This window comes from Phaeobacter sp. PT47_59 (assembly GCF_028890025.1).
GTDB lineage: Bacteria > Pseudomonadota > Alphaproteobacteria > Rhodobacterales > Rhodobacteraceae > Phycobacter.
On the sequence record NZ_JARCJL010000003.1, the window covers coordinates 45,475 to 69,847 of the forward strand.

Genomic DNA, 24,373 nt, shown 5'->3' on the forward strand with positions numbered 1-24,373 from the left:
CAAGCCCGAAAGGAACCCCTTGGCCAAGGACCGGTCACAGCGCGAAGATTTTTCCGGCCCGCTGCGCCGTCTGCTGATCGGGCTGGTCTGCCTGTGCCTTGCGGCTATTTTCCTGGTCTGGCGGATCGACAGCCCGCGGGTGGAACGGTTCCGTGCCCAGCTGGTCGACACCGTGGTGCCCAGCATGGATTGGGCCATGGTGCCGGTGACCGGTGCGATCAACCTTTTCCGGGATTTCCAAAGCTATCAGCGCCTGTCCGAGCAAAACCGCGAGCTGCGCTCGGAACTGCGTCAGATGCGGGCCTGGAAAGAGGCCGCCCTGCAATTGGAGCAGGAAAACGCCCGGCTTCTGGACCTCAACAACGTGCGCCTTGATCCCAAGCTCACCTATATCACCGGCGTGGTGATGGCGGACAGCGGATCCCCCTTCCGCCAGTCGGTGATCCTCAATATCGGCGCCCGCGACGGCATCCAGGATGGCTGGGCGGCCATGGATGGTATCGGCTTGGTGGGGCGCATTTCCGGTACCGGCCAGGACACCGCCCGCGTGATCCTGCTGACCGATGCGGCCAGCGCCGTGCCCGCGGTGATCCAGCCCTCGGGGCAGACCGCACTGGTGACCGGCGACAACACCGCCGCACCGGTGATCGACTTCCTGGAAAACCCCGATCTGGTGCGCGCCGGTGATCGGGTCATCACCTCTGGCGATGGATCGGTCTTTCCGCCTGGGCTGCTGATCGGACAGGTCGCGGCGGATCGCGCCGGGCGCAAGCGCGTGCGCCTTTCTGCTGACTATGAACGGCTCGAGTTCCTGCGGGTTCTGCGCCACCAGGGCGCTGAGGCGATCACGGAACCCGGCGCCCTGGTGGTGCCGCCCCCGGATGCGGCGCTTCTGCCAGAGCGTTCCGGCGACCCGGCTCCGCAATCCCTCTCCAGCCAAGAGGGAGGCGGCAATGGCTAGCACCTCGCCCGGGCGGATCTGGTTGATGCGGATGGCCTTTCCGGCCTTGGCACTTGTGCTCTTGTTCTTCCACTTGCTGCCCCTGGACACGCTGCCCAGCCGCTGGGCGCCACCGGATCTGCTGCTGGCGCTGGCCCTGGCCTGGTCGTTGCGGCGCCCGGATTTTGTTCCGGTGCTGCTGCTGGGCGCGACCATGCTGATGGCGGATATGCTGTTTCAGCGCCCGCCGGGCCTGTTCGCCCTGCTGGTTGTGCTGGGCTGCGAATTCCTGAAATCCCGGGTCCTGCCACACCGGGAAACCGCCTTTGCCGCCGAATGGCTGGCCGTGGCCATGGTGATCTCTGGCATCGTGGTCCTGAACCGCGCCATCCTGGCCATTCTCGCCGTCGCGCAGGCGCCATTGGGGCTGACCCTGATCCAGGCGGTGCTGACCATTGCCGTCTACCCATTGGTTGTCCTGTTCAGCCAACAGCTGCTTGGGGTGCGCAAACTGTCACCGGCCGAGGCCGAAGTCCTGGGTAGCCGCTGATGAGACGCAACCCGAGAGAGCTGGAATTCACCCACCGCAAGCTGACGCGCCGGACGCTGCTGCTGGGCGGGCTCCAGCTGGCCTTTGCCGGCGGCTTGGCGGCACGCATGCGCTATCTTCAGGTTGATCAGGCCGATCAGTTCCGCCTGCTGGCCGAGGAGAACCGCATCAACATCCGCCTGCTGCCCCCGGCCAGAGGCGAGATCTTTGACCGTAACGGGATCACGCTGGCGCAGAATTCCCCGTCTTACCGCATCACCATCGTGCCCGAGGACGCAGGCGACGTGGGGCAGGTGATTGCGGATCTGTCGCGGCTGATCCCGCTGGACCCGGAAGACCTGGAACGCGCCCTGGCCGAGATGCGCCGCTCTCCGCCCTTCCTGCCGGTGACGCTCGCCGATCAGATCGGCTGGGAGGATGTCTCGAAAGTGGCGGTCAACGCCCCTGCCCTGCCGGGGATCACACCCGAGGTGGGCCTGACCCGCTATTACCCGCAGGGCGATGCCTTTGCCCATGTGGTAGGCTATGTGGGGCCGGTATCGGACTATGATCTCAGCAAGATCGAGTCGCCTGAACCGATCCTGCGCATCCCGCGTTTCCAGATCGGCAAGGTCGGCTTTGAAGCCAAGAGCGAAGATGCCCTGCGCGGCAAGGCAGGCGCCAAACGGGTCGAGGTCAATGCCACCGGCCGGGTCATGCGCGAACTCGACCGGCGCGAAGGAGAACCCGGCGCGGATATGCAGCTGACGGTGGATGCCACCCTGCAAAGCTATGTTCAGGCGCGTCTGGGCAAGGAAAGCGCCGCCGCCGTGATCGTCGATTGCCGCAATGGCGATGTGCATGCCATCGCCTCTTCACCCAGTTTCGATCCAAACCTATTCGTGCGCGGCATTTCGGTTGGCGACTACCGCATGCTGACCGAAGACCCCTATCGCCCGCTGGCCAACAAGGCGGTTCAGGGCACCTATCCGCCCGGCTCCACCTTCAAGATGGTGACCGCCCTGGCCGCACTCGAAGACGGTGTGATCGGTCCCAACGATACCGTCTATTGCCCCGGTCACCTGGAGGTCTCGGGACGCAAATTCCACTGCTGGAAACGCGCAGGCCACGGACATGTGGATCTCAACACCTCGCTCAAGCAGTCCTGCGATGTCTATTACTACGATGTGGCCATGAAGGTGGGGATCGACAAGATTTCCGCCATGGCCAACCGCCTGGGCCTGGGGGTGCGCCACGATCTGCCGATGTCCGCCGTGGCAAGCGGGCTGGCGCCGAACCGCGACTGGAAACAGCGGGTTCATGGGCAGGACTGGCTGATCGGTGACACGGCGAACGCCTCGATCGGGCAGGGCTACATGCTGGCCTCGCCCATGCAGCTGGCGGTGATGACGGCGCGGATCGCCTCCGGCCGCAATATCACGCCGCGGCTGCTGAAATCCCTTGATGGCATCGACCAGTCAGGCAATGAGGCGGAACCGCTCGGCCTCAATGAGAACCACCTGCGCAGCGTCCGCAAGGGCATGTTCTCGGTCAGCAACGACCGGCGGGGCACCGGCTATCGCTCTCGGATCATTGCCGAAGACATGCGCATGGCGGGAAAAAGCGGCACCAGCCAGGTGCGCAACATCACCGCCGCCGAACGGGCGGCAGGGGTCATCCGCAACGAGGATCTGCCCTGGGAGCGACGCGATCATGCGCTTTACGTGGCCTATGCCCCCTTTGACAACCCGCGCTTCGCGGTCTCTGTGGTCGTGGAACATGGCGGCGGCGGCTCCACCGCTGCGGCCCCGATTGCCCGCGATGTGCTGCTACAGGCGCTTTATGGCGGCACGCCCCCGCTTGCGGCCTACCCGAAGGGAGACCGCAGCCGGATCAAGGCGCAACAGGAACGGCTGGAGCGCGAGCGCCTGCAGCGCCAGGACGCGGAGGGCAATGACCGCGCATGAGCTATCTTGAACATCACGCCAAATCCACCCCCACGGGGCTACGCAAGATCCTGTACCTGAACTGGCCGCTGACCCTGCTCCTGGCCTCGGTCGCGGGGGTGGGATTCCTGATGCTCTATTCGGTGGCCGGAGGATCCTTTTCCCCCTGGGCCGAGCCGCAGGCAAAACGCTTTGCCCTGGGCATGGCCGTCATGGTGGTGGTGGCCATGGTGCCGATCTGGTTTTGGCGCAATATCTCGGCGCTGGCCTATGTGATGTCGCTGGTGCTGCTCTTGGCGGTGGAATTCTTCGGCACCGTCGGCATGGGGGCGCAGCGCTGGATCGACCTTGGCTTCATGCGCCTGCAGCCATCCGAATTGATGAAGATCACCCTGGTGATGCTGCTCGCCGCCTATTACGACTGGCTTCCGGCCGAAAAGACCTCGCGCCTGTTCTGGGTGGCGGTGCCGGTCCTGATGATCCTGATCCCCACCTTCCTGGTGCTGCGTCAGCCGGACCTTGGCACCTCGATCCTGTTGATGGCAGCGGGGGGCGGCGTGATGTTCCTGGCCGGTGTGCACTGGGCCTATTTCGCCGCCGTGATTGCCGCCGCCGTTGGGCTAGTCACCGCCGTCTTCCAGAGCCGTGGCACGGAATGGCAGCTGATCAAGGACTACCAGTTTCGCCGCATCGACACCTTCCTGGACCCCTCGCAGGATCCCCTTGGCGCGGGCTATCACATCACCCAATCCAAGATCGCCCTGGGATCGGGCGGCTGGTCGGGGCGCGGCTACATGCAAGGCACCCAGTCACGGCTGAACTTCCTGCCGGAAAAACATACCGATTTCATCTTCACCACCCTGGCCGAGGAATTCGGCTTCATAGGCGGTTTTACCCTTCTCAGCCTCTATGTGCTGATCATCATCTTCTGCGTTGCAACCGCCCTTGCGGCCCGAGATCGGTTCTCATCTCTGGTGACCTTGGGCATCGCCATCACGTTTTTCCTGTTCTTTGCGGTGAACATGTCGATGGTGATGGGGCTGGCCCCGGTCGTTGGCGTTCCGCTGCCGCTGGTCTCTTATGGGGGATCGGCCATGCTGGTGCTGCTGGCCGCCTTTGGCCTGGTGCAAAGCGCCAATATCCACCGCCCCCGTTAATCCGGCCCATCAAGGACATTGCCCCATGAGCATCTTTCACCTCGCCTATCACGTTGACGATCTGCAAAAGGCCCGCGCCTTTTATGGCGGCACCCTGGGTTGCCAAGAGGGGCGCAGCACCGATAGCTGGGTCGATTTCAATTTCTTCGGGCACCAGATCTCGCTGCACCTTGGCCCGGTCTTTGCCACCGCCAACACCGGCAAGGTCGGCGATCACATGGTGCCGATGCCGCATCTGGGCGTGATCCTGCCACAGGAAGAGTGGCGCGCACTGGCCGACCGGCTGCTGGCCAAAGGCATTGATTTCACCATCGCCCCCACCACCCGTTTCGAAGGCCAGCCCGGAGAGCAGAGCACCATGTTCTTTCATGATCCCGCGGGCAACCCGATCGAGATCAAGGGCTTTGCCGATATGGCCGGAGTGTTCGCCACATGATCAACGTGCAATTCGCCGCCCTTCCCGCCCGTTGGGAGACTTACCGCGAGCCGCTGAAGGCCGCCTTCAACAAGGCCGGGCTCAAGGTGGACTTGCGCCTGGATCACGCTCCCGATCAGGTGGATTACGTGGTCTATGCGCCCAATTCCGACCTGCAGGACTTCACCCCCTATACCCGCTGCAAGGCGGTGCTGAACCTCTGGGCGGGCGTGGAAAAGATCACCGGCAACCAGACCCTGACCATGCCGCTGTGCCGGATGGTGGATCCCGGCCTGACGGCGGGGATGGTGGAATGGGTAACCGGGCACGTGCTGCGCTATCACCTGGATATCGACCGCTCGATCACTGTGCAGGACCGATGGGAGCCCATCGTGCCGCCGCTGGCCTTTGAACGCCCCGTGACCCTGCTCGGCCTTGGCGCCCTGGGCAGCGCCTGCGCACAAAGCCTTGCCCGGATCGGTTTCCCGGTCACCGGCTGGTCGCGCTCGCCCAAATCGATTGACGGCATCACCTGCCTGCACGGCGACGAGGGGCTGAAACAGGCGCTGTCGACGGCAGAGATCGTGGTGCTTCTGTTGCCGGATACGCCCGCGACCACAAATATCCTGAATGCAGAGACCCTCTCCCTGCTGCCCAAGGGCGCGCGGATCATCAATCCGGGCCGTGGTCCGCTGATCGACGATGCCGCCCTATTGGCCGCGCTCGACACCGGTCAGGTGGGTCATGCCACGCTGGATGTCTTCCGGGTGGAACCGCTGCCCGCAGATGATCCCTATTGGGCGCATCCAAACGTCACCGTGACACCGCATATCGCGGCAGAGACCCGCGCCAGCACCGCCTCCGAGGCGATTGCAGAAAACATCCGGCGCGGCGAGGCGGGCGAGGCGTTCCTCAATCTCGTGAACCGAGACCTCGGCTATTGAACGCGTCTGCGCCGGGGAAGCCCCCGGCGCAGAAGCCTTATTTGGCGGCCAGACCCCGGCCTTTCAGCAGGGCATCCACCCCGGGCAGGCGTCCCCGGAAGGCGGTGTATAGTTCTGCCGGATCCTTGGAGCCGCCCGAGGACAGGATATGTTCCTCCAACGCCTTGGCCCGCTCGGGATCAAAGGCCCCGCCAGCTTCTTCAAAGGCGGCAAAGGCATCGGCATCCATCACCTCGGACCACATGTAGCTGTAATAGCCCGAGCTGTAGCCATCGCCCGAGAACACATGCGCGAAATGCGGTGTCGCGTGGCGCATGATGATCGCATGGGGCATGCCGATCTCTGCCAGAACCTCGGCCTGCCTGGCCATCGGATCGGCCGGGGCCGCGCCATCGTGGAAGGCGAGATCGACCAAGGCCGAGGCCACATATTCCACCGTCTGGAAGCCCATATCGTAAGTGGCAGCACCCAGAACCTTGTCGAGCATCTCCTTGGGCATCGCCTCGCCGGTTTCCGCATGGGTGGCGAATTCGCTTAAGACCTCGGGCACTTCCAGCCAGTGTTCGTATAGCTGCGAGGGCAGCTCCACGAAATCACGCGCCACGGACGTGCCGGAAATGCTTTCATAGGTCACATCCGACAGCATCTGGTGCAGCGCATGGCCGAATTCGTGGAACAGGGTACGCGCATCGTCATAGGACAGAAGCGCAGGCTCCCCCTTGGCGAAATTGCAGACGTTGATCACCACGGGCGCCTGTTTTTCCGGGAACTTCGCCTGGCTGCGCATGGCCGAACACCAGGCACCAGAGCGTTTCGATCCGCGCGCGAAGTAATCGCCGATGAAGACCGCCACATGTTCGCCGTTCCGGGTCACCTCCCAGGCGCGGCAATCGGGATGATAAAGCGGCACGTCAAGCGGCGCGAACTCCAGCCCGAACAGGCGGTTCGCGCAGGCGAATGACGCTTCGATCATCCGGTCCAGCTGCAGGTAGGGTTTCAGCTCCGCCTCATCCAGATCATGCTCGATCTTGCGGCGTTTCTCGGAATAGTAATGCCAGTCCCAGGGTTCCAGATCGCCATTGATCCCATCGCCCTGCATCATCTCGGTCAGCACCGCGGCATCCTGATCCGCACGCGCCTTGGCTGGCCCCCAGACATCCATCAAAAGGCCACGCACCGCCTCCGGCGTCTTGGCCATTTCGGTTTCCAGCTTGTAGGCGGCGAAATTCTCGTAGCCCAAGAGCTTGGCGCGTTCTTCGCGCAACGACAGGATCTCTGCCGCGATGGCCCGGTTGTCCGTCTCGCCGCCATTGGCACCGCGCGCAGCCCAGGCCTGAAACGCCTTTTCGCGCAGATCCCGGCGGGGGGAAAATTTCAAAAACGGCGTGATGATCGACCGCGACGTGGTGACGACCGGTCCTTTCACGCCCTTTTCCTTGCCCGCAGCGCGAGCCGCGGCAACGGCGAAGTCGGGCAGGCCTTCCAGATCTTCCTCCGAAAGTTCCATGAACCACTCGCGTTCATCCGCCAAAAGGTTCTGGGTAAACTCGGTGCCAAGGGTGGCCAGGCGCCCCTTGATCTCCTGCATGCGGGCGTCGTTCGCGCCTTCCAGCGCCGCACCGCCGCGCACGAAGCCGCGATGGGTCAGCATCAAGACCCGCTGTTGTTCGTCCGAAAGGTCCAGATCCTCGCGCTGATCCCAGACCGCCTTCACCCGCGCATAAAGCGCCTTATTCGCGGTGATGGCCGAGTAATGTGCCGCCAGTCTCGGGGAAAACGCCCGCTGCAGCTCTTGTCGTTTGGGATTACTGTCGGCACCGGCCACGGTGTAAAAAACCGACAGGACCTGCTCCATCGGGCGGCAGGGCGCCTCCAGCGCCTCGATCACATTGGCGAAGCTTGGGGCGTCGGGGTTGGTCGCGATCGCCTCGATCTGTGCGTTGTGCGCGGCAAGGGCCTCTTCCAGCGCAGGGGCAAAATCCTCGTCCGAAATGCTGTCGAAGGGCGCGATCTCGAAGGGTGTGTCCCAGCGGGACAAAAGCGGGTTGGTCATGGGCAAGGCCTCCTTTGGATCAGAAGCTATGCCTGCACCCCGGCAGCGTCCAGAGGGGCCGCGCGCAATCCCCCGGATCATTCAATCAAAAGCGCAGAAAACCGGGCGGCGGCAGCCCAATCAGCCATCCTTGCCTGCGCAGATCGGGCAATCCTGGCGCTGTTTCAGACCGATGCGGCGGCTTTCGCCATAAAGGGCATCGTAGATCAGCATGGAGCCGCGCAGCACCTCTCCGGCGCCGGTGATCTGCTTGATCGTCTCCACCGCCATCATCGCGCCGACGACGCCCGGCAGGGGGCCGATCACGCCGGCCTCTGAACAGCTGGGCGCAAGCCACGGTGCCGGGGCCTCGGGGAAGATGCACTGGTAACAGGGGCCGCCTGTCTTGGGATGGAACACCGAAAGCTGCCCCTCCCACTGCGACAAGGCTCCCGAGATCAGCGGTTTGCCCAGCGCCACGGCGGTGCGGTTCGAGAGATACCGGCTTTCGAAATTATCGGTGCCATCAAGGATGATGTCATAGTCTGCAAAAAGATCGGAGGCGATCTCCTCGGTCAGGCGGCGATGATAGGGGTGCACGGTCACAAACGGGTTCTGCGCCACCATCGCGCGCTCTGCCGAAAACACCTTGGGGACGCCGATGTCTTCGTCCCGGTGGATGACCTGACGCTGGAGGTTGGCGTTTTCCACCACATCGTCATCGATGACCCCGATGGTGCCCACACCTGCCGCCGCCAGGTATTGCAAGGCAGGCGCGCCCAGCCCCCCTGCCCCGATCACCAGCACCCTGGCGTTCTTCAGCTTCTTCTGCCCCGGCCCGCCCAATTCGCGCAGGACGATATGGCGGGCATAGCGGTTGAGCTCGGTCTCGGAAAACCGCCCCGGTTTGGGATTGGCATCCCCTTGCGATGTCTCCTCATCTTGCCCATCGGCCCGTTGCCGCAGCCAGGCAACACCCCAGCTGTAGGCGCCGATCATCAGCGCGACACCGCCCAGAAGCAGCCAGGACCGCGCCGTCCCGCCAGTGGCCGCGCGCAGGCCGTTGCCCTCTGGCAGGGTCAGCTGCAGCAGCAGCACGGCGCCAAACAGCACCAAAAGCAGCGCCAGACGCAGCGCCCGCTGCATCCCCATGAGGCGCCCGCCCCACCAGATCAGTCCCGCAAGGCCCAAGACAAGGACCATCAGCTTCTCCCAGTCGATCCAAAACCGCCGCTGCCGCGCGTCGTCTCGCTCAGCGCATCGACCAATTCGAAGCGCGCCTGCAGCACCGGTGCCACCACCATCTGCGCAATCCGGTCACCATGGGCGATCTCGAACCGCTCTTGTCCGGCATTTAGGACAATCACTCCCAAAGGCCCGCGATAATCGCTGTCGATGGTGCCCGGCGTATTTGGCAGGGTGATCCCGTGTTTCAACGCCAGGCCCGAGCGCGGCCGGATCTGTATCTCGTAGCCGTCAGGGATTTCCACCCGCAGGCCCGTGGGCACCAGCGCGCGCGCGCCCGGCTCCAGCACGATACTGCCCCGCTCCGGCAGATCGGCACGCAGATCGGCGCCCGCCGCACCTGAGGTTTCATAGGAGGGCAGCGGCAGATCGGCATCTGCATCGGGCTCACGGCGAATGAGGATCGTGACCATTTCGGCTCCTTGTCGGATAATGTCGGGGTTCTCAAAGCAGGGCGCTCAGTCTGTCAGTGCAGAGGCGATCCGTCGCGCCAGCTTGCGCGCGACCTCGTCCTTGCCCATGCGCGGCCAGTCCTCGGCACCGTCTTCCGAAATCAGGGTGACGGCATTCTCGCTGCCGCCCATGATGCCGGTCGCAGGGGACACGTCATTGGCGACGATCCAGTCGCAGCCCTTGCGCAGGCGCTTCGCGGTGGCGTTGTCCAGCACGTCATTGGTTTCGGCGGCAAATCCCACCACCAGGCCCGGGCGCCCCTGCGGCATATGCGATACGGTTTTCAGGATGTCCGGGTTTTCGGCGAATTCCAGCGTCGGCAACCCATCCTTCGATTTCTTGAGCTTGCGGTCCGAAGCACTCGCCACCCGCCAATCCGCCACAGCGGCAGCAAAGACGGCGGCATCGGCCGGCAGGGCAGCCTCGACGGCGGCCTGCATTTCCAGTGCGCTTTCGACGGGCACCACATCCACCCCCTCGGGGGGCCGGACCGTTGCCGGGCCCGTGATGAACACCACCTCCGCTCCCAACTCGCTCAGAGCACGGGCCACCGCCGTCCCCTGCGCCCCGGAGGAACGGTTGGCGATATAGCGCACCGGGTCGATCGGCTCATGGGTCGGACCAGAGGTCACCACGATCCGCTTGCCGCTGAGCGGCCCTTGGCGGAACTGCGCGGCAATGGCCGCGACGATCTCCTCGGGTTCGGCCATGCGACCGGGGCCGAATTCACCGCAAGCCATGCCGCCCTCGTTGGGGCCGATAAAGCCGATCCCGTCGCCCTTCAACACCTCGATATTGCGCCCGGTGGCGGGATGTTTCCACATGCGCACGTTCATCGCGGGCGCGACCAGCACCGGCGTATCGGTGGCCAGCAACAGGGTGGAGGCCAGATCGTTGGCCAGCCCTTGGGCCATCTTTGCCATCAGATCGGCGGTGGCAGGCGCCACGACCACCAGATCGGCGCTGCGCGACAGCTGGATATGACCCATCTCTGCCTCGGAAGTCAGATCGAACAGATCCCGATGGACCGGCGCCCCGGCCAGGGCCGAAACGGACAGGGGCGTCACGAATTCCTCGCCCGCGCGGGTCAGGACCGGGGCCACGCTTGCCCCCTTTTCCTGCAGTCGGCGGATCAGCTCCAGCGCCTTATAGGCCGCGATCCCGCCGCCGATGATCAGTAGAATATGTTTGCCAGCCAGCATTTACCCGTTCCCGGCCCATCCATGGGCGCACTGTTGCGGCGCCGACCTTACTGCGCGCCGCGCCAAGTGTGAAACGGTTTTCGGCTCAGTCCTTCTTGAAGGCCAGGCAGGGGTCCGGGCGGTCAACGCCGGGGCTGTCCAGAAGCAGATCGAAATCGCCGCTGATCGCGCCGCCCTCGCTTTGGCCGAGGCTGAGGATGCGCGCCTCCGGGCGTGCCTGTTTCAGGTAGACCGCCAGCCCCCGATCCAGCCGCGCATGGCCATTGCCGGTGATCACAACCACTGGCCCTCTGGTTTCGCTCAGGGCGCGATCGGTCGCCTCGGCAAGGGCTGCATCGCGCAGGCGCTGGAAATCGACCAGCACCGGCAGCATCTCTTCGGGCATGGCATTGCAATGATTGGCCATCTGATCCGCCTCGCGTGCGGCTTGCTCCGCCTCGGGCAAGGGCTGATCCAGGCCAAAATCCCCGGCGCGCGCGCCAAAATAGTTGGCAACACCCTGCTCCAGCGCCGCGCGCGCCTCGGCCCGGGGCACCAAGGCACCGTAGTGGCGACTGGAAACCGCAGCGGCAAAGATCGGAGCATAGAGGTCAAACTCCGGCCAGCCGGAGGTCTCCCAATTCAGGGTGGAGGCTGTGTCCGAGGCATTGCCCAGGATCTCTGGCGTCAGACGCTCTGCCTGTTCCTGGGTGATCATCTCCCAGACCACGGCCGAGGGCGCGAGGCTGGACAGGATCTGTGCCTGATTGAGGTGATGCCCTGGGTTGTCATGCACCTCGCCAAGTATGACCACATCGGCACCACGCAACTGGCCCGCTGCGGCCTCAGCCGTTTCGGCAACGGGCGTTTCTGACCCAGCCTGCACCGGAGCAGTGGCAGGGATCGCTGCAAGAAGTGCCACCGCGCTCACGGCGATAGCCTTTCCGACAAAAAGAATCAACTTTCTCATGAGAGGAAGTTGTGCACCTCCCGCGAGCGCCCTTCAAGAGTCTTTCGCATCTTTTGAAACGCGGCGGCTTCCAGCTGACGCACACGCTCCTTGGACAGGTTCAGTTCCAGCCCAAGGCTTTCCAGGGTGCGCGGCTCCTCGCGCAGTTTCCGTTCGGTGATGATGAAGCGCTCCCGGTCGTTGAGCGCCTGCAGGGCTTCGACCAGCCAGGCCCGCAGCTGGCGGCGGTCGTGTTCCTCCTCTACCAGTTCGGCGGCCTGGGCGCGATCATCTTCCAGCGCCTCGATCCATTCGCGCCCCTCGTCATCCGACGACTGCAGCGCGTTCAGCGAGAAATCCGATCCGGACAGGCGTCCATCCATCATTTCCACATCGCGCAGGGGCACACCGATTTCCGCCGCGATCTGCTGGTTGAGCTGATGCCTGTCCAACTCCACACCGGCAGCGCTGGCTTCACGTTCCAGCTGCGCCTGCACCCGGCGCATGTTGAAGAACAGCGACTTTTGCGAAGAGGTGGAGCCTGTGCGCACCATCGACCAGTTGCGCATCACATAGTCCTGGATCGAGGCCTTGATCCACCAGACCGCATAGGTCGAAAACCGCACGCCGCGGTCGGGATCGAACTTGTCCGCAGCCTTCATCAGGCCGACGCCCGCCTCCTGGATGAGATCATTCATCGGGGCGCCGTAACGTTTGAACTTGGCCGCCATCGAGATCGCCAGCCGCATATAGGCGTGGATCAGGCGATGCAGCGCTTGCTCATCCCGGTTGTCGCGCCAGGCATAGGCAAGTTTCAGCTCCGTTTCAGCATCCAGAAGCTCGGCCTTCATGGCCTTCCGCGGCAGCGGGTTTTCAGTGGTCGTGTCAAGTGCCATGATACTCCCCTCGAAACATTATACTCTGTACTACGCGGCGAAGGCGGAACCGGATCATTCTGGGCGAAAGCAAATCTGCCACCCCCAACGCGGCGGCCCGGCTGACAGGTCGACTGGCAGGCCCAGGCCGCAGCGACAGTGCTTGATCCGACAGCTGGCCATCCATGGTCTTCGCACTTGTCTCAGGAAGGATCAGCAGATACCCAAATCCCCAAAACCATCAGGGATCAGGTTAAGAGACTTGTCAGCAGCTGTCACACTCATTCTCGGCGGGGCCGCATCGGGGAAGTCCGCATTCGCCGAAAACATCTGCACATCCGCTGACAAGCCAAGGGTTTACTGGGCCACTTCACAAATACTTGATCAGGAAATGCGCGCGAAGGTCACGAAACATCTGGCGCAGCGCGGCAGTGGCTGGACCACCCATGAGGAACCCTTGGAGGCCAGCAGGGTGTTGCCGGATCTGCCTGCGGACGCGATCTGCCTGATGGACTGCGCCACCATGTGGCTGACCAATCACCTCCTGGCAGAGCATGACCTTGAGGCGGAAACACAGAACCTGCTGCAAGCCATCGATGCCTGCCCGGCGGAGCTGGTGATCGTCTCCAATGAAACCGGCCTCGGCATCGTGCCGGAAAATGCGCTGGCGCGGCGCTTTCGCGAGGCGCAAGGACGGCTCAATATCGCCCTGGCTGCGCGTGCCGATACGGTGGTGCAGGTGACCGCCGGTCTGCCGCTGGTTCTGAAAGGCACCCTGCCATGACCCGGCTATTCCTTGTGCGCCACGGCCCCACCCATGCAAAATCCATGGTCGGCTGGTCCGATCTGCCCGCTGATCTGTCGGATAGGGCAGCGCTGGATCGCCTGTCCTCTGCCCTCCCCGATGAGGCACTGGTCGTCTCCTCCGATCTCTCCCGCGCCGCCGATACCGCCAGCGCCATCGCACGGGGGCGCAGGCGCCTCGATCACCTGCCCGACCTGCGGGAGATCCACTTTGGCGCCTGGGAATTGCGCACCTGGAAGGACATAGACGCCGAAGACCCCGAGCGCATCCGCGCCTATTGGGAAAACCCCGGCGATGTGCGCCCGCCAGGCGGCGAAAGCTGGAACGAGGTCTGTGCCCGCGTGGATCGCGCCATCGACGGGTTGATCGCCTCACATCAGGGCCGCGACCTGATTGTCGTCGGTCATTTCGGCCAGATCCTGACCCAGATCCAGCGCGCAGAGCGGCTGACGGCGGAAGAGGCGTTCTCTCACCGGATCGACAACCTTTCCCTGACCGAGATCCACTGCGCGCCGAACGGCTGGCAGACCAAGCGAATCAATCACCTTCCGTGATGGCCTGGCGCACAAACAATCGATTTGGGACCGCGCCCGATCAAGGTAGCCTGCCCCCATGACATATGATCTTTTTATTGGTGACCGCATGTATTCCAGCTGGTCCTTGCGCGGCTGGCTCATGCTCGAAAAATTCTCGCTCCCCCATGTGGTGCATATGGTGGGGCTCTATTCCGGAACCATGGCGGCTGATCTCGCGGATCTGGCCCCTGCGCGGCTGGTGCCGACCCTGCGCACCCCCGAAGGCATCGTGATCGGCGAAAGCATTGCCATGGCCGAAACCCTGGCCGAGCGCCACCCGGAGGCTGGGCTTTGGCCCAAGGATCCGGCAGCCCGCGCCACCGCGCGCTGGCTGGTGGCTGAAATGGCCTGCGGCTTTTCCGCCCTGCGCGGCGATTGCGCCATGCAGCTGAGCCATATCTGGGAGGGCTTTGCCCCCTCTGACGCCGTGCTCAAGGACCTGGCCCGGATCGAGGCCCTGTTCGCCCACGCCCGTAATATCTCGGGCGCAAGCGAAGGCTGGCTCTTTGGCGATTACAGCCTTGCCGATGTCTTCTACACGCCGGTGGCGGCGCGGATCGTCGGCTATGACCTGCCGGTAGCGGCCGAAACCCGCGCCTATTGCCGCGCGCTGCTGTCGGATCCCGCCGTCTTGCGCTGGCAGGAACAGGCGCGAGAGGTCACATATGATCCCGAACCCTACGCCTTGGACCTGCCCCGGCGCGATTGGACCCTGAGCTAGCGCACAGCCCCAAGCACCGCGAAAACACCGTCAAAAACACACTCATAACGTGTTTATCTAACGACTCCGATCCCCCGCTCGCTATGGTTTTCATCGGCAGTTTCAGGGGGATAGAGCGGCATGATTTCGCGGGCCTATACGGTTGCCTTTCAGGGGGTGGAGGCCCGCCCGGTGGAGGTGCAATGCGCCGTGGTACCGGGCCTGCCCGCCTTTTCCATCGTCGGACTGCCGGACAAGGCGGTGAGCGAAGCGCGCGAAAGGGTGCGCTCGGCCTTTGCGGCGATGTCGATCGCACTGCCGTCGAAACGGATCACGGTGAACCTCTCGCCTGCCGATCTGCCAAAGGAGGGCAGTCATTTCGATCTGCCCATCGCGCTGGCGCTTCTGGCGGCCATCGAAGTGATCCCTGCAGAGGCCGCGAGCGAGACCATCGCGCTTGGCGAACTCTCCCTTGACGGTACGCTGATCCCCGTCGTGGGCGCCCTGCCCGCCGCCATGACTGCCGCCAGCGAAGACCGGCTGCTGCTCTGCCCCAAGGCCTCGGGGGCCGAGGCCGCCTGGGTCGATGCCGCGCGGGTCATCGGCGCCAGCAGCCTTCTGGATGTAGTGCGCCATTTCACCGGCAAGATGCCCCTGGCCGAGGCCGTCGCGGGTGAGGTCACAGATGCCCTTGGTGCCCGCGATCTGCGCGACGTCAAAGGACAGGAACGCGCCAAACGCGCGCTGGAGATCGCCGCCGCCGGGCGGCATCACCTGTTGATGATCGGCCCGCCGGGATCGGGGAAATCCATGCTGGCGGCGCGCCTGCCGACAATCCTGCCGCCGCTGACCCCGGCTGAGGCATTGGAAACCTCGATGATCCAATCCCTTTGCGGCTTGATCGAGGATGGCGGCATCAACCGCAGCCGTCCCTTTCGCGAACCACACCATACCGCGTCGATGGCCGCCATCGTCGGCGGCGGACGGCGGGCCCAGCCGGGCGAGATCAGCCTGGCCCACAATGGCGTGTTGTTTCTGGACGAACTGCCGGAATTCTCCAGACCCGTTCTGGAAACCCTACGCCAGCCCCTGGAGACTGGCGAAGTCATGGTGGCCCGCGCCAATGCCCATGTGAAATACCCCAGCCGCTTCATGCTGGTGGCCGCCGCCAACCCCTGCAAATGCGGTCATCTGGCCGATCCGTCCCGCGCCTGCTCCCGCGCACCGATCTGCGGCGAGGATTACATGGGCCGCATATCCGGCCCGCTGATGGACCGGTTCGATCTGCGCATCGAAGTGCCACCGGTGCCCTATAGCGACCTAGATCTGCCCACCGCTGCCGAAGGCTCCGCAGAGGTGGCCCAGCGCGTTGCCGCTGCCCGTGATGTGCAACAGGACAGGTTCAAGGATCAGCCCGAGGTGCATCTGAATGCCGATGCCGAAGGCGCGCTTTTGGAAGAGATCGCCACGCTTGACGCCGAAAGCCGCGCGCTGCTGCACAAGGCCGCCGACCGCTTTTCCCTGACCGCGCGCGGCTATCACCGGGTGCTGCGGGTGGCGCGCACCATTGCCGATCTGGAAGGAGAACCGAACATCCTCCGCCCCCATGTGGCAGAGGCGCTGGGGTTCCGGCTGGCACAATGAGTTGCGGCTGGCGCAATAGGACGCCAGCCGAAATGTCTTACAGCTTGGCTTCGATCGCCTGCCAGACCTTCTCGGCAATATTCACGCCATCAAAACGCTCCAGCTCCTGGATACCGGTGGGCGAGGTCACGTTGATCTCGGTGAGGTAGTCCCCGATCACATCGATGCCGACAAAGATCTGACCCTTTTCCTTCAGAAGCGGGCCGATGGCGGCGCAGATCTCAAGGTCGCGCTCGGTCAGGCCGATCTTTTCCGGGCGCCCGCCCACATGCATGTTCGAGCGCGTCTCGCCAGCGGCGGGCACGCGATTGATGGCGCCCACGGCCTCGCCATCCACGAGGATCACACGCTTGTCGCCATTGCTGACGTCGGGCAGGAACTTCTGCACGATCAGCGGCTCGCGGCTGAAGCCGGTAAAGAGTTCATGCAAGGAGGTGAGGTTGCGATCATTGGCATCAAGCCGGAACACCCCGGCGCCGCCGTTGCCGTAAAGCGGCTTCAGGATGACGTCACCGTGCTTGGCCTTGAAGGCCTTGATGGTATCAAGGTCGCGGGCGATCGCCGTGGGCGGCGTCAGCTCGGGGAAATCCAGAACCAGCAGTTTTTCCGGGTAGTTGCGCACCCAGAAGGGATCATTGACCACCAGCGCCTGCCCCTTCAGCCTGTCGAGCAGATGGGTCGAGGTGATGTAATGCATGTCAAACGGCGGATCCTGGCGCAGCCAAACCACGTCGAACTCCGCCAGATCCACTTCACGCTCTTCGCCCAGCACCGCCGGGGCACCTGCCACGCGCTGCACCGTCATGTCATATCCGCGCGCGGTGATGCGCCCTTCCTGATAGGCGAGGTGATCGGGGCTGTAGTAGAACAGGGTATGCCCGCGCGCCTGCGCCTCCTCGGCAAGGCGGAAGCTGCTGTCGGCATTGATGTTGACGCCCATGATCGGGTCCATCTGGAAGGCGATTTTCATGAAGTGCATCCCTCTTGTTTCGACGAATAGATGGCCCAGCACGCCCCAAGGATCAATAGAGCACGGCCCGCCTAGCCCTGCCCAAAGGCGTTTTCGAGGATTTCCACGGCGCCTTCCCCGTTCACAAGTACGGCATCCAGGCGCGTCTCGGTCAGCTGACCCTGCGGTTCCCCATCCAGGAACTGCGCGGCACTGGCCATGATGCGCTGCATCTGCGCAGGGGTAATCCGCGCGGCGGCACCTTCAAATGTGGCGCTGTGCTTGACCTCGGCAAAGACCACCAGCGCGCCTTTGCGCAGGATCAGGTCAATCTCGCCACCGGGGCCACGCCAGCGGCGCTTTGCCACCTGGTAGCCGCGCGCCTCATAGGCGCGGGCGGCGGCCTCCTCGGCGGCCTGTCCGGCCAGGTGTGCACGCTGGCCCTGATGCTGCCGCCCCGCCAAGGCCTTAGCCCGCGTCCTTGGCCATCGCGAGAGCCAGTTGATAAACCTTGCGCCGCGGCAGCCCGTGGGTTTCGGCCACGATAGAGGCTGCATCCTTGACCGAATTGTCCTTCAGGGCGGCGCGCAGGTCTTCCTCCAGGCTGGCTTCGCTCACCTCTTCTGCGCGCGCGCGATCCACCAGCATGACGATCTCGCCCTTCACCGGGCTGTCTTCCAGCCCTTGGACAAGGACGCTGAGGCTGCCCCGCCGCACCTCTTCGAACTTCTTGGTTAGCTCGCGACACAGCGCCGCCGGGCGATCCCCCAGAACCGCCGCCATATCGGCAACCGAGGCCGCGATCCGCTTGGGCGATTCGTAGAAGATCAGCGTACCGGGGACGTTTCGCAGATCTTCCAGGCGCTTGCGCCGCGCGCCGCTGGCATTGGGCAGAAAGCCTGCAAAGAAGAAGGCATCCGTGGGCAGCCCCGCCAAAGTCAGCGCGGCAAGGGCAGCGGACGGCCCCGGCGCTACGGTGACCTTGTGCCCGGCTTCGGCGGCCGCGCGGCTGAGGTCATAGCCCGGATCGGCAATCAGCGGCATGCCTGCTTCCGAGGCATAGGCGACCGATTGCCCATCGGCCATGGCCTGCATCAGCCGCGCGCGGGCGCCTGCGCCGCTGTGGTCGTGATAGGCGATGATCTGGCGCCCGTTCAGCGGCACCCCGTGAATCTCCATCAGTTTGCGCAAGGAGCGCGTATCTTCTGCAGCGATCACATCGGCCGAGGCCAGCACATCAAGCGCCCGCAATGTAATGTCACGGGCGGTGCCGATGGGCGTGGCCACAAAGTGCAGCCCCGGCAACAATTTGACGATCTGGTGATTCACGCTGGACCCGCCTTTTTGGTCGTTTATGATCCCCCCAAGCCGCACGTCAGGCCACCAACACGGCGCCCGCCGCCGGAACAGGGGAGTTTAGAGGTTTATTATGTTCGCCGTTTTCAAACAGGCCCGCAAGGCGGCATTGGCCGCCGTCACCGCAGTTTCCGCATTTGCCCTTGCCGCCTGTAATCCGGTCACCACCGGCGGCGGCCCGTCGATCAACACCTCCAAACCGGTTCCCGTCGCCCTTCTGGTGCCAAAGGGATCGGCGCAGTCCGGCGATGCGGTTCTGGCGCAAAGCCTTGAGAATGCGGCCCGGTTGGCGATGGGAGACCTGAAGGGCGTGCAGGTGGACCTGCGTGTCTATGATACCGCAGGCGATCCGGCGACGGCGGCAAATGCCGCCACACAGGCCATCAACGAAGGGGCACGCATCCTGCTGGGGCCGGTTTACGCCGAGGCCGCCAATGCCGCCGGTGTGGCTGCCGCCAAGCGCAACGTGAACGTTCTAGCCTTTTCCAACAACACCGCCATCGCCGGCGGCAATGTCTTTATCCTGGGCTCAACCTTTGCCAATACCGCCCAGCGCCTGACCACCTATGCCGTGCGCCAGGGGCGCGGGAACATCGTGATCGTCGGCGGCAATGATGCCGCAGGCCGGGCCGGAAGCAGCGCCATCCAGGCCGCGGCCGGGCGATCGGGGGCAACTATTGCAGGCACCATCGGCTATGAATTGTCCCAGAAGGGCGTGATCGACGCCATCGGTCCGATCCGCGACACCGCCCGCAATAACGGCGCCAATGCCATCTTCATGACCGCGACCACCGCAGGCGCGCTGCCCTTGTTGTCGCAATTGCTGCCCGAGTCGGGGCTCGACAAGGAAAGCTTCCAGTATATCGGCCTGACCCGCTGGGATATCCCGAGCCAGACGCTGGAGATGCCCGGTGTCCAGGGCGGCTGGTTCGCCCTGCCCGATCCCGCAAAATCGCAGCAGTTCGTGTCGCGCTACAGCGCCGCCTATGGCGGTGCGCCGCATCCGATCGGCGGGCTCGCCTATGACGGGATCGCGGCCATCGGCGCCCTGGTCAGCGCAGGCAAGAGCGATGCGCTCACCGGTGCGGCCCTGACCCAATCTGCGGGTTTCCAGGGCACCGGCGGCATTTTCCGGCTGCGCCCCGATGGCACCAATGAACGCGGCCTTGCCGTGGCAACAATCCAAGACAAGAAGGTGGTCGTCATTGACCCAGCTCCCAGCAACTTCTCCGGCGCAGGATTCTGATCCGGCCCAGCCCCAAGACAGCCTCCTGCCTCCGGTCAAGACCCCGCTGATCTGCGCATCGGATCGGATTTTCGACGCGCGTTTGATCCGCCAGCAGATCGCAGAGGCCGCCCAAACGATGGAGGCCGCCCCCCTGCGTGCAGAGGTGGTGCGCCTGTTGCGCGACGCCAACAAGGCCGGGCGTACCGCCATTGCCGACGCCTTTGCCGCGGCGCCCTTCTCGGCGCGCGCGCTGACCCAGTCCTACAGCCACCTGACGGATGGGTTGGTCACAACCGCATTCCACGTGGCCACCCAACACCTGCATCCGCTTGCCACCCCGACCAGTGGCGAACGGATCGCGGTGATGGCCGTAGGCGGCTACGGGCGGGCCGAGATGGCGCCCTTCTCGGATGTGGATCTGCTGTTTCTGACGCCTTACAAGATCACCGCCTGGGCCGAGAGCGTCATCGAATCCATGCTCTACATGCTGTGGGATCTGCGCCTGAAGGTGGGTCACTCCAGCCGTACCATCAAGGATTGCATCCGCCTCGGCGCCGAAGACTACACCATCCGCACGGCCATGCTGGAACACCGGTTCCTGTCAGGGGATGCCGATCTTGCGGATGAATTGGATCGCCGCTTGCGCAGCGATCTGTTCTCAAAGGATGCCCGCGAGTTCGTCGAGGCGAAACTGGCGGAACGGGATGAGCGCCACCTGAAACAGGGTGAGCGCTACATGGTCGAACCCAACGTCAAGGAGGGCAAGGGCGGATTGCGCGATTTGCAATCGCTGTTCTGGATCTCCAAGTACCTCTACCAGGTGCAGGACGTGGCCGAACTGGTCCCGCTTGGCCTGTTCAACGAGGATGAGTTCGAGTTCTTTTCCGAGGCCGAGAATTTCCTCTGGGCGGTACGCTCGCATCTGCACCTGGTGACAAATCGTGCCACCGAACAGCTGACCTTCGATCTGCAGGTCGAGGTGGCAGACCGCATGGGTTACAAGGACAAGGCCGGACGCCGCGCGGTCGAGATCTTCATGCAGGATTATTTCCGCACCGCCACCCATGTGGGGGACATCACCCGCATCTTCCTGACCAAACTGGAAGCCAGCCAACAAAAGAGCGAACCTCTGCTGGAGCGGATCTTTCGCCGCCGCCCGCGGATCAAGCCCGGCTACAAGATGGTGCACAACCGGTTGGACATCGAGGATCCCGACGTCTTCCTCGAGGACAAGCTGAACCTGCTTCGGATCTTCGAGGAAGGCCTGCGCACCGGCATGTTGATCCACCCCGACGCCATGCGCCTGGTCACCGCCAATCTCGATCTGATCGACGATGAGATGCGGGCAGACAAGGAAGCCAACCGCATCTTCCTGGATCTGCTGCTGAAACACGGCAATCCCGAACGCGCCCTGCGCCGGATGAACGAATTGGGTGTGCTCTCGGCATTTCTGCCCGAGTTCGAGCCCATCGTGGCGATGATGCAGTTCAACATGTACCACTCTTACACGGTGGACGAACACACCATCCAGGTGATCTCCAACTATGCCTCGATCGAGCGGGGCGAGCTGGAAGACGAATTGCCGGTCTCCTCCGAGGTGCTGCGCCAAGGCATCAACCGCAAGGTACTGATAATTGCCATGTTGCTGCATGATATCGGCAAGGGGCAGGAGCAGGACCATTCGATCCTGGGCGCGCAGATCGCCCGCAAGGTCGCGCCGCGCCTGGGGCTGAACAAGTCCGACAGCGAAACGGTGGAATGGCTGGTCCGCTATCACCTGCTGATGTCGGACATGGCGCAGAAACGCGATATCGCCGATCCGCGCACCGTGCGCGGCTTTGCCAAGGCGGTGCAATCGGTGAAACGGCTGGATCTGCTGCTGCTGCTGACCGTGTGTGATATTCGCGGCGTCGGCCCGGACACCTGGAACAACTGGAAGGCCGCACTGCTGCGTTCGCTCTACAACCAGACCCGCCGCGCGCTTGAGGATGGCATGGAGGCGCTCAACCGCGAACATCGCGGCGCCGCCGCCAAGAAGGCCCTGCGCGAGGCGCTGCCGAAGTGGAGCAAGGCCGATCTCAAACGCGAAACCGGACGGCACTACCCGCCTTACTGGCAGGGGCTGCATGTCACCGCCCATGTGGATTTCGCCGAAATGCTGCAGGAACTGGAGGCCTCGGGCAATCCTGGCGAGGTCGTCATCCGACTACACCCGGATGAATACCGCGATGCCACCCGCGCCTGTTTTGCCATGGCCGATCATCCCGGTATCTTTGCGCGTATGGTCGGCGCCCTGGCGCTGGTCGGCGCCAATGTGGTCGATGCGCGCTCCTACACCACCAAGGACGGCTATGTGACCGATGCCTTCTGGATCCAGGATGCCGAGGGCCACCCCTATGAGGCCTCGCGCCTGCCGCGCCTCACCCAGATGATCCTGAAAACCCTGAAAGGAGAGGTGATCGCCCGCGAGGCCCTGGTGTCGCGCGACAAGATCAAGAAGCGCGAAAAGGCCTTCAACGTCCCGACCCATATCACCTTTGATAACGAAGGATCGGAAATCTACACCATCATCGAGGTGGACACCCGCGACCGGGCTGGCCTGCTTTACGATCTGGCCCGCACCCTGGCGGATGCCAACGTCTATATCGCCAATGCGGTGATCGCCACCTATGGCGAGCAGGTGGTCGATACCTTCTACGTCAAGGACATGTTCGGCCTGAAATACCATGCTGAATCAAAGCAGAAGACGCTGGAGCGCAAGCTGCGTGACGCCATTTCGGCCGGGGCCGAACGGGCCGGTTCATGAAGCCGATCAAGCTTCTGTCCGGCTTCCTGACGGTCGGGTTCTGGACGCTGGCCAGCCGGATCTTGGGCTTTCTGCGTGAGATCCTGATCGCCGCCTATATCGGCCCCGGTCCGGTGCTGGATGCCTTTGTGGCGGCCTTTCGCCTGCCCAATATGTTCCGCCGCTTCTTTGCCGAGGGCGCCTTCAACGCCGCCTTCGTCCCGCAGTTTGCAGATCGGCTGGAAGGGGAAGAGGACGCCGCCGGTTTCGCCCAGCAGGCCTTCAACCTCTTGGCTGCCGCGGTGCTGGCGCTGACCGGGCTTGGCATGGTCTTCATGCCCGCTCTGGTCTGGCTGACGGCGGAAGGGTTCACCGGCGATGCGCGCTTCGATCTGGCCGTGGGCTATGGGCATATCGTCTTTCCCTATATCCTGTTCATGTCGCTGGCGGCGCTGTTTTCGGGCGTTCTGAATGCCACCGGTCGCTTTGCCGCCGCGGCTGCTGCCCCCGTATTGCTCAATATCTTCGCCTGTTCGGCGATGATTGCCGGGGCCGTCCTGGGCCAGGCGGTGATCACCTGGCTGGTCTGGACCATCCCCGTGGCCGGGATCGGGCAGCTGGCGCTGGTCTGGATCGCGACCGAGCGCGCGGGCATCCGCATCCGCCCCGGCCTGCCCCGCGTCACCCCCGCCATGAGGACCCTGATGCGCGTCGCCCTGCCCGCCGCCCTTGCCATGGGCGTCACCCAGGTCAACCTGGTGGTGGGGCAGCTGGTCGCCTCGGACATCGAAAACGCCGTCAGCTGGCTCTTTATCGCGGACCGGCTCTATCAGCTGCCGCTTGGGGTGGTCGGCATTGCCGTCGGCATCGTGCTGCTGCCCGATCTGACCCGGCGCCTGCGCGCGGGCGATGATACGGGCGCCCGCGAAGGCCTGTCGCGGGCGGGAGAGTTCTCTCTGCTCTTGACCCTGCCCTCTGCCGCCGCCTTTATCGCGGTGCCGGTGCCGCTGGTCTCCGTGCTTTATGAGCGCGGCGCCACAGGCCCCGAGGATGTCGCCGCCATCGCCCTTGCGGTAGCGATCTATGGCGCGGGCCTGCCCGCCTTCGTGCTGCAAAAGGTGCTGCAACCGCTGTACTTTGCCCGCCAGGACACCCGCACCCCGTTTCATTTCGCGCTTGCTGCCATGGTGATCAACGCAGCGCTGGCCGTCGGGCTGAAACCCCTGGTGGGCTGGATCTCGCCCGCCATCGCGGCTTCGGTGGCGGGCTGGGCCATGGTGGCGCTGCTGTGGCTCGGGGCCGGGCGCCGCATGGGCGATAGCGCGCGGTTTGATGCACGGTTCTTCCGGCGGGTCTGGCGGATCCTCGCCGTCTCGGTGCTGATGGGCGCGATCCTGCACCTTGGCAGCCAGCAGTTCGCCTGGCTGTTCTACCTGCCCAGCTGGCGCTACCTGTCACTTCTGGGGCTGATCATCCTGGGAGCCGTGATCTACTTCGGCGCCGGTCAGGCCCTGGGCGCCTTCCACCTGTCGGAATTCAAACAGGCCCTGCGCCGGAACCGCAGGTCTGAGTGACGCGCCCGCGCCGTGCGGCAGCACGGCGCCCCGCCCAACGGGATAAGGCATGTGTCATGCCGCGATCCGGGCGGGAGCGCGCCGTTTGCGC

22 protein-coding genes are annotated in these 24,373 nt (G+C 64.1%); 13 read left to right on the forward strand and 9 right to left on the reverse strand.

The window, feature by feature from the left end; all coding sequences use genetic code 11:
• Positions 1-19 precede the first annotated feature (19 nt).
• Genes mreC through PXK01_RS03520 form a run of 6 tightly spaced genes read left to right on the forward strand, consistent with a single transcriptional unit; the run spans position 20 to position 5,931 of the window.
• Entirely contained in the window at positions 20-961 is a 942-nt protein-coding gene (mreC, locus tag PXK01_RS03495) for a rod shape-determining protein MreC (RefSeq protein ID WP_274858888.1), read from the forward strand.
• Entirely contained in the window at positions 954-1,490 is a 537-nt protein-coding gene (locus PXK01_RS03500; protein WP_274858889.1) for a rod shape-determining protein MreD, read from the forward strand. The genes mreC and PXK01_RS03500 overlap by 8 nt, the downstream gene beginning before the upstream one ends.
• Positions 1,490-3,436, forward strand: a complete 1,947-nt coding sequence (gene mrdA, locus PXK01_RS03505) for a penicillin-binding protein 2 (RefSeq protein ID WP_274848923.1) — start codon at positions 1,490-1,492, stop codon at positions 3,434-3,436. Before PXK01_RS03500 ends, mrdA begins: the two co-directional genes overlap by 1 nt.
• Positions 3,433-4,572, forward strand: coding sequence for a rod shape-determining protein RodA (gene rodA / locus PXK01_RS03510; protein ID WP_274858890.1), 1,140 nt, complete (start codon positions 3,433-3,435; stop codon positions 4,570-4,572). The genes mrdA and rodA overlap by 4 nt, the downstream gene beginning before the upstream one ends.
• 25 nt (positions 4,573-4,597) lie before the next feature.
• A complete protein-coding gene (locus tag PXK01_RS03515) occupies positions 4,598-5,008 on the forward strand; it encodes a VOC family protein (protein ID WP_274858891.1) in 411 nt (136 codons plus the stop codon).
• The gene (locus PXK01_RS03520) at positions 5,005-5,931 is read left to right on the forward strand and encodes a 2-hydroxyacid dehydrogenase (RefSeq protein ID WP_274858892.1); all 927 of its coding nucleotides are present in this window, start codon (positions 5,005-5,007) and stop codon (positions 5,929-5,931) included. Before PXK01_RS03515 ends, PXK01_RS03520 begins: the two co-directional genes overlap by 4 nt.
• A 37-nt stretch (positions 5,932-5,968) precedes the next feature.
• Here the strand turns inward: PXK01_RS03520 and PXK01_RS03525 are convergent, their stop codons facing one another.
• The 6 genes from PXK01_RS03525 to PXK01_RS03550 form a co-directional block, all read right to left on the reverse strand.
• A complete protein-coding gene (locus PXK01_RS03525) occupies positions 5,969-7,984 on the reverse strand; it encodes a M3 family metallopeptidase (protein ID WP_274858893.1) in 2,016 nt (671 codons plus the stop codon).
• A gap of 120 nt (positions 7,985-8,104) precedes the next feature.
• The gene (locus PXK01_RS03530; RefSeq protein ID WP_274858894.1) at positions 8,105-9,166 is read right to left on the reverse strand and encodes a HesA/MoeB/ThiF family protein; all 1,062 of its coding nucleotides are present in this window, start codon (positions 9,164-9,166) and stop codon (positions 8,105-8,107) included.
• Positions 9,166-9,621, reverse strand: coding sequence for a dUTP diphosphatase (gene dut, locus PXK01_RS03535; protein WP_274848917.1), 456 nt, complete (start codon positions 9,619-9,621; stop codon positions 9,166-9,168). The genes PXK01_RS03530 and dut overlap by 1 nt, the downstream gene beginning before the upstream one ends.
• Positions 9,622-9,666: 45 nt before the next feature.
• Positions 9,667-10,863 carry a bifunctional phosphopantothenoylcysteine decarboxylase/phosphopantothenate--cysteine ligase CoaBC gene (coaBC, locus tag PXK01_RS03540; protein WP_274858895.1) on the reverse strand — a complete coding sequence of 399 codons (1,197 nt, stop codon included), beginning with the start codon at positions 10,861-10,863 and terminating at the stop codon, positions 9,667-9,669.
• 85 nt (positions 10,864-10,948) lie between these two features.
• A complete protein-coding gene (locus tag PXK01_RS03545) occupies positions 10,949-11,812 on the reverse strand; it encodes a ChaN family lipoprotein (RefSeq protein WP_274858897.1) in 864 nt (287 codons plus the stop codon).
• Entirely contained in the window at positions 11,809-12,687 is an 879-nt protein-coding gene (locus tag PXK01_RS03550) for an RNA polymerase factor sigma-32 (protein ID WP_274858898.1), read from the reverse strand. Before PXK01_RS03550 ends, PXK01_RS03545 begins: the two co-directional genes overlap by 4 nt.
• 241 nt (positions 12,688-12,928) lie before the next feature.
• Between PXK01_RS03550 and cobU the strand changes: the two genes are divergently transcribed.
• The 4 genes from cobU to PXK01_RS03570 all read left to right on the forward strand — a co-directional run bounded on the left by cobU (position 12,929) and on the right by PXK01_RS03570 (position 16,390).
• Positions 12,929-13,450, forward strand: coding sequence for a bifunctional adenosylcobinamide kinase/adenosylcobinamide-phosphate guanylyltransferase (cobU, locus tag PXK01_RS03555; protein WP_274858899.1), 522 nt, complete (start codon positions 12,929-12,931; stop codon positions 13,448-13,450).
• Complete coding sequence (locus PXK01_RS03560; RefSeq protein WP_274858900.1) at positions 13,447-14,025, forward strand: histidine phosphatase family protein; 579 nt, start codon at positions 13,447-13,449, stop codon at positions 14,023-14,025. Before cobU ends, PXK01_RS03560 begins: the two co-directional genes overlap by 4 nt.
• Positions 14,026-14,083: 58 nt before the next feature.
• Positions 14,084-14,767, forward strand: a complete 684-nt coding sequence (locus PXK01_RS03565; RefSeq protein WP_274848911.1) for a glutathione S-transferase — start codon at positions 14,084-14,086, stop codon at positions 14,765-14,767.
• A gap of 120 nt (positions 14,768-14,887) precedes the next feature.
• Positions 14,888-16,390 (forward strand): YifB family Mg chelatase-like AAA ATPase, encoded by a 1,503-nt coding sequence (locus PXK01_RS03570; RefSeq protein ID WP_274858902.1) that lies wholly within the window; start codon positions 14,888-14,890, stop codon positions 16,388-16,390.
• Between the two features lie 37 nt (positions 16,391-16,427).
• On the opposite strand, the gene gshB is transcribed toward PXK01_RS03570, so the two are convergent.
• The 3 genes from gshB to rsmI all read right to left on the reverse strand — a co-directional run bounded on the left by gshB (position 16,428) and on the right by rsmI (position 18,668).
• Positions 16,428-17,360, reverse strand: a complete 933-nt coding sequence (gene gshB / locus PXK01_RS03575) for a glutathione synthase (RefSeq protein ID WP_274858903.1) — start codon at positions 17,358-17,360, stop codon at positions 16,428-16,430.
• A gap of 71 nt (positions 17,361-17,431) precedes the next feature.
• Positions 17,432-17,803 carry a YraN family protein gene (locus tag PXK01_RS03580; protein ID WP_274858904.1) on the reverse strand — a complete coding sequence of 124 codons (372 nt, stop codon included), beginning with the start codon at positions 17,801-17,803 and terminating at the stop codon, positions 17,432-17,434.
• 4 nt (positions 17,804-17,807) lie between these two features.
• The gene (rsmI, locus tag PXK01_RS03585) at positions 17,808-18,668 is read right to left on the reverse strand and encodes a 16S rRNA (cytidine(1402)-2'-O)-methyltransferase (RefSeq protein WP_274848907.1); all 861 of its coding nucleotides are present in this window, start codon (positions 18,666-18,668) and stop codon (positions 17,808-17,810) included.
• A gap of 100 nt (positions 18,669-18,768) precedes the next feature.
• Between rsmI and PXK01_RS03590 the strand changes: the two genes are divergently transcribed.
• From PXK01_RS03590 to murJ, 3 genes are read left to right on the forward strand one after another with little or no spacing between them, the layout of a single operon-like run.
• Positions 18,769-19,941: a penicillin-binding protein activator gene (locus PXK01_RS03590; RefSeq protein ID WP_274848906.1), complete on the forward strand. Its 1,173-nt coding sequence runs from the start codon at positions 18,769-18,771 to the stop codon at positions 19,939-19,941.
• Positions 19,901-22,729: a [protein-PII] uridylyltransferase gene (locus PXK01_RS03595; RefSeq protein WP_274858905.1), complete on the forward strand. Its 2,829-nt coding sequence runs from the start codon at positions 19,901-19,903 to the stop codon at positions 22,727-22,729. The genes PXK01_RS03590 and PXK01_RS03595 overlap by 41 nt, the downstream gene beginning before the upstream one ends.
• Positions 22,726-24,282, forward strand: a complete 1,557-nt coding sequence (gene murJ, locus PXK01_RS03600; RefSeq protein ID WP_274858906.1) for a murein biosynthesis integral membrane protein MurJ — start codon at positions 22,726-22,728, stop codon at positions 24,280-24,282. The genes PXK01_RS03595 and murJ overlap by 4 nt, the downstream gene beginning before the upstream one ends.
• The last annotated feature ends 91 nt before the right edge of the window (positions 24,283-24,373 follow it).

What these genes read in the sequence shown, in the direction of transcription:
- PXK01_RS03500 (WP_274858889.1), top strand. Translation starts at nt 954, where the DNA reads ATGGCTAGCACCTCGCCCGGGCGGATCTGGTTGATGCGGATGGCCTTT.
- rodA (WP_274858890.1), top strand. Translation starts at nt 3,433, where the DNA reads ATGAGCTATCTTGAACATCACGCCAAATCCACCCCCACGGGGCTACGC.
- PXK01_RS03565 (WP_274848911.1), top strand. Translation starts at nt 14,084, where the DNA reads ATGACATATGATCTTTTTATTGGTGACCGCATGTATTCCAGCTGGTCC.
- PXK01_RS03530 (WP_274858894.1), bottom strand. Translation starts at nt 9,166, where the DNA reads ATGGTCCTTGTCTTGGGCCTTGCGGGACTGATCTGGTGGGGCGGGCGC.
- PXK01_RS03590 (WP_274848906.1), top strand. Translation starts at nt 18,769, where the DNA reads ATGTTCGCCGTTTTCAAACAGGCCCGCAAGGCGGCATTGGCCGCCGTC.
- PXK01_RS03515 (WP_274858891.1), top strand. Translation starts at nt 4,598, where the DNA reads ATGAGCATCTTTCACCTCGCCTATCACGTTGACGATCTGCAAAAGGCC.
- PXK01_RS03570 (WP_274858902.1), top strand. Translation starts at nt 14,888, where the DNA reads ATGATTTCGCGGGCCTATACGGTTGCCTTTCAGGGGGTGGAGGCCCGC.
- PXK01_RS03560 (WP_274858900.1), top strand. Translation starts at nt 13,447, where the DNA reads ATGACCCGGCTATTCCTTGTGCGCCACGGCCCCACCCATGCAAAATCC.
- PXK01_RS03520 (WP_274858892.1), top strand. Translation starts at nt 5,005, where the DNA reads ATGATCAACGTGCAATTCGCCGCCCTTCCCGCCCGTTGGGAGACTTAC.
- PXK01_RS03550 (WP_274858898.1), bottom strand. Translation starts at nt 12,687, where the DNA reads ATGGCACTTGACACGACCACTGAAAACCCGCTGCCGCGGAAGGCCATG.
- PXK01_RS03545 (WP_274858897.1), bottom strand. Translation starts at nt 11,812, where the DNA reads ATGAGAAAGTTGATTCTTTTTGTCGGAAAGGCTATCGCCGTGAGCGCG.
- gshB (WP_274858903.1), bottom strand. Translation starts at nt 17,360, where the DNA reads ATGAAAATCGCCTTCCAGATGGACCCGATCATGGGCGTCAACATCAAT.
- mrdA (WP_274848923.1), top strand. Translation starts at nt 1,490, where the DNA reads ATGAGACGCAACCCGAGAGAGCTGGAATTCACCCACCGCAAGCTGACG.
- coaBC (WP_274858895.1), bottom strand. Translation starts at nt 10,863, where the DNA reads ATGCTGGCTGGCAAACATATTCTACTGATCATCGGCGGCGGGATCGCG.
- murJ (WP_274858906.1), top strand. Translation starts at nt 22,726, where the DNA reads ATGAAGCCGATCAAGCTTCTGTCCGGCTTCCTGACGGTCGGGTTCTGG.
- dut (WP_274848917.1), bottom strand. Translation starts at nt 9,621, where the DNA reads ATGGTCACGATCCTCATTCGCCGTGAGCCCGATGCAGATGCCGATCTG.
- PXK01_RS03525 (WP_274858893.1), bottom strand. Translation starts at nt 7,984, where the DNA reads ATGACCAACCCGCTTTTGTCCCGCTGGGACACACCCTTCGAGATCGCG.